Below are 4,349 nucleotides of genomic sequence, written 5' to 3' on the forward strand. Positions count from 1 at the left end.
CCCGTGACGTCGTGTCCCGCTCCATCTACACGGAGATCCGGGAGGGCCGCGGCTGCGGTCCCGAGGGCGACCACGTCTACCTCGACCACACCCATCGCGATGTTGATCAGGAAGAGCTTGCCCCAGAACTTGGTCGCTCTGAGGTACTTCTCCTTCTCCGTGCGCACCCAGGCGGTCTGCAGGCCGGCCGTGAGCGCTGCCAGCGAGATCGTCAGCGGGACGAACAGGAAGTGGTAGACGGTGGTGATGCCGAACTGCCAGCGCGCCAGTGTCTCCGGCGCCAAAGCCAGGTCCACGTCGTCAGTCTCCTTACCTCGCCGAGGTACAGCGGCATTTGCCCCCTTTGTTACGTGCATCACGGAGCAAACGGGACACGCTTGTGAATGCATTCACATTCACAAGCCATTATGACGCACTGATTGTCGGAACCCGAAGGGGGGTGGCGCATGAGCCGTTCGGCACCCTGTCGACACACGTACGGGGCCGCTCGGCCCCTTCACCGGCCGCACGACCCCGCACACCTGGATACCGCCGACGGTCAGAGCTCCTTGCGGAAGCCCTCCGCCACCTTGAGGAAGATGTCGTTCGCCTCGTTCTCGCCGATCGTCACCCGCACACCCTCCCCCGGGAAGGGCCGCACGACCACACCGTGCTCCTCACAGGCCCCCGAGAAGGCCGTCGTACGCTCCCCCAGTCGCAGCCAGACGAAGTTGGCCTGGCTCTCGGGCACCGTCCAGCCCTGGGCGCGCAGCGCGTCCACCACCCGCTGCCGTTCGCACACCAGCGAACCGACCCGGCCGAGCAGTTCGTCCTCGGCCCGCAGCGAGGCGATCGCCGCCTCCTGCGCGAGCTGGCTGACCCCGAACGGCACCGCCGTCTTGCGCAGCGCCGCCGCCACCGGTTCATGGGCGATCGCGAAGCCCACCCGGAGTCCGGCGAGGCCGTACGCCTTCGAGAAGGTCCGCAGGACGCAGACGTTCGGCCGCTCGCGGTAGATCTCGACGCCGTCGGGCACCTCGGGGTCGCGGATGAACTCCCGGTAGGCCTCGTCGAGGACCACCAGCACATCGTTCGGCACCCGGTCGAGGAACCGTTCCAGCTCGGCCCGCTTCACGACCGTGCCGGTCGGGTTGTTCGGGTTGCAGACGAAGACCAGGCGGGTGCGGTCGGTGACGGCGTCCGCCATCGCGTCCAGATCGTGCACATCACCGGGTGTGAGCGGCACCTGGACCGAGGTGGCGCCGCTGATCTGCGTGACGATCGGGTACGCCTCGAAGGACCGCCACGCGTAGATCACCTCGTCGCCGGGGCCGCTGGTGGCCTGGATCAGCTGCTGGGCGACGCCGACCGAGCCGGTGCCGGTCGCCAGGTGGCCGAGCGGGACGCCGAAGCGGTCCGACAACTCGTTCATCAGCCCGGTGCAGGCCATGTCGGGGTAGCGGTTGAAGGCGGCGGCAGCCGCGGTGACCGACTCCATCACGCCCGGCAGCGGGGGATAGGGGTTCTCGTTGGAGGAGAGCTTGTACGCGACCGGGCCGCCGGCCGCCGCCGGCTTGCCCGGCTTGTAGGTGGGGATCCCCTCCAGCTCGGCGCGCAGCTTGGGGCTCGTCTCGCTCACCGCAGTCCTCCTCGCGACCACCGGCGGCCCGTCCACGCCGCCGGCATCCAATACTGCTCACCTTATGAGGATTCGGTGCCACTGCGTACCGCCGCGGAGCAGCGAAGAGCCAGGCGGAAGAGAGTGAGGAGAGGGTGGTGGCCTGCCTCATCCGCCCCATTGGCATCACGGGCATCACCGTACGAAGGCGCACTTATCGGGGGCGCGCCCTACATATATCTACGCGCCGGTGGCTCACGCCGTAGCGCGCATCACCCATGCAGGTGAGTTGAGACCTCTTCGAGACATCGGGCACTTGGCAGGCCCATCCGCGCCGACAAGTCACGTCTCACCACTGGATCGTGCAACTGACTTATTTTCTAAGGTAGTTGACCCCTTTTGACCTTGCAGAAACGTGCCTGTCAACGCGCGCATATGCGTCCGCACTACCCCACCGCATGAGCCCTACTATCGGCTCGCCATGACAGCAGCAGGGAAGCACCAGGTGAGCCGCGCGGAAACCTCTCGGCGAGGCAGCCGGCCGGGCCGGGCGGGCATCAGAGACGTGGCCGCCGCCGCCGGAGTCTCCATCACGACCGTCTCCGACGCCCTGAACGGCAAGGGCAGGCTTCCGGATGCCACCCGGCGCCATGTCCGCGAGGTGGCCGACCGGCTGGGATACCGCCCCTCGGCCGCCGCCCGAACCCTCCGTACCGGCAAGTCGGGACTCATCGGCCTGACCGTGACGACGTACGGGGATGAACCTTTCACCTTCACCGAGTTCGCGTACTTCGCCGAGATGGCGCGGGCCGCCACCTCGGCCGCGCTCGCCCGCGGCTACGCCCTGGTCATCCTGCCCGCGACCTCACGCCACGACGTGTGGTCGAACGTCGCCCTGGACGGCACCGTCGTCATCGATCCCTCCGACCAGGACCCGGTCGTCAGCGAGCTGGTCCGACAAGGGCTGCCGGTGGTCTCCGACGGCCGCCCGGCCGGTTCGCTGCCGGTCACGGCCTGGGTGGACAACGACCACGAGGCCGCCGTACTCGGCATCCTCGACCACCTCGCCGCCGCGGGCGCCCGCCGGATCGGCCTGCTCACGGGCACCACGACGGACACGTACACGCACCTGTCGACCACCGCCTACCTGCACTGGTGCGAGCGCGTCGGCCAGGACCCGGTCTATGAGGCCTACCCGGCGCACGACCCGTGCGCGGGAGCCGTCGCCGCCGACCGGCTGCTCGCCCGTCCGGACCGGCCCGACGCCGTCTACGGCCTGTTCGACCCCAACGGCACCGACCTGCTCGCCGCCGCCCGCCGCTACGGGCTGCGGGTCCCCGACGACCTGCTGCTGGTCTGCTGCAGCGAGTCCACGGTGTACGCCAACACCGAGCCGCCCATCACCACGCTCTCGCTGAAACCGCGCCGGATCGGCACGGCGGTGGTGCAACTGCTCATCGACGCGATCGAGGGCGTCGACGCCGACCAGCCGGTCGAGCAGGTGATACCGACCGAACTGATCGTGCGCACCTCCTCCCAGCGACGGGCACCGCGCACCACGGTCAGCCCGCCACGGGCGCCGGAGGAGGAGTAGCACGGACACGCGGAGGTACGGACGGCTCACCTGCCTGCCACCGTCGGACGGGGGACGGCGGGTGAACGACCGAGGGACGAAGCCCCACTCAACCGGGGCGAAAGCCGCATCGGACCGGCACCCCGCCCCGATTCACCACCCCTGGGTCATCACACGGCGCGACGGGCATTCCTATGATGGGCCCACGACACCGCGGGCCGCTGCGACCAGGCAGTCCGAACCGGTGCAGTTGCGGCGCGATGGTGGAGGGGTCTGATGACTCAGGGGGCCGGTCAGGGACCCGAGGTGGAACGGACGGCGACGGTGCGCGACTTCCGGGTGCCCGCATACGTCAACGAGACCGGTCCGTACGTCCACGGCACCCACCCCGGTGAGGCCGCCCCGGCGCTCGACGAGCCGTACCCCGAGGGCTATCCGGAGGAGTACACCCCGACCCAGCGCGACCTGCCGGTGATCAATCGCGGCGACACGCTCCAGCCGCCGGTCGAACCGGCCGCCGCCGCGGCCCCGCAGCCCGCGGACGGCCCCGGCCCGCTGTACGTCGTCGGAGACGTGCACGGCTACATCGACGAACTGCTCGCCGCACTGGCGGAGCAGGGCCTGATCGACGCCGACGGACACTGGTGCGCGGGCACCGCCCGGCTGTGGTTCCTCGGCGACTTCACCGACCGCGGCCCGGACGGCATCGGCGTCATCGACCTGGTGATGCGGCTGTCCGCCGAGGCGGCCGCGGCCGGCGGCTACTGCAAGGCCCTCATGGGCAACCACGAGCTGCTGCTGCTCGGCGCCAAGCGGTTCGGCGACACTCCCGTCACCTCCGGCGCGGGCACCGCCACCTTCCAGGCCGCGTGGCTGCTCAACGGCGGACAGAAGACCGACATGGACCGGCTCCAGGACCACCACCTCCAGTGGATGGCGCGCCTGGACGCGGTGGAGGAGGTCGACGGCTATCTGCTGGTGCACTCGGACACCACCGCCTACCTCGACTACGGGGACTCGATCGAGGCGGTCAACGACACGATCCGCGAGACCATCACCCGTAATGACGCGGACGAGGTCTGGGATCTCTTCCGCAAGTTCACCAAGCGCTTCTCCTTCCGCGACGAGGGGGGTGCAGACGCCGTCCGTTCCCTTCTCGATACGTACGGAGGCACCAGC

4 protein-coding genes are annotated in these 4,349 nt (G+C 69.4%); 2 read left to right on the forward strand and 2 right to left on the reverse strand.

The window, feature by feature from the left end:
• A partial coding sequence (locus ABZ646_RS41135) for a cytochrome ubiquinol oxidase subunit I (RefSeq protein WP_360531247.1) occupies positions 1-296 on the reverse strand: 296 nt, incomplete at its 3' end.
• 242 nt (positions 297-538) lie between these two features.
• Positions 539-1,618, reverse strand: coding sequence for a histidinol-phosphate transaminase (hisC, locus tag ABZ646_RS41140; protein ID WP_360531250.1), 1,080 nt, complete (start codon positions 1,616-1,618; stop codon positions 539-541).
• Positions 1,619-2,078: 460 nt separating this feature from the next.
• Between hisC and ABZ646_RS41145 the strand changes: the two genes are divergently transcribed.
• Both ABZ646_RS41145 and ABZ646_RS41150 read left to right on the forward strand, forming a co-directional pair.
• On the forward strand, positions 2,079-3,191 hold the full coding sequence (locus ABZ646_RS41145) for a LacI family DNA-binding transcriptional regulator (RefSeq protein WP_360531253.1): 1,113 nt from the start codon (positions 2,079-2,081) through the stop codon (positions 3,189-3,191).
• A gap of 255 nt (positions 3,192-3,446) precedes the next feature.
• On the forward strand, positions 3,447-4,349 hold a 903-nt coding region (locus tag ABZ646_RS41150; RefSeq protein ID WP_360531256.1), incomplete at its 3' end, for a metallophosphoesterase.

The sequence above is a fragment of the Streptomyces sp. NPDC007162 genome, from assembly GCF_040634175.1.
In the GTDB taxonomy this organism is placed as follows: domain Bacteria; phylum Actinomycetota; class Actinomycetes; order Streptomycetales; family Streptomycetaceae; genus Streptomyces.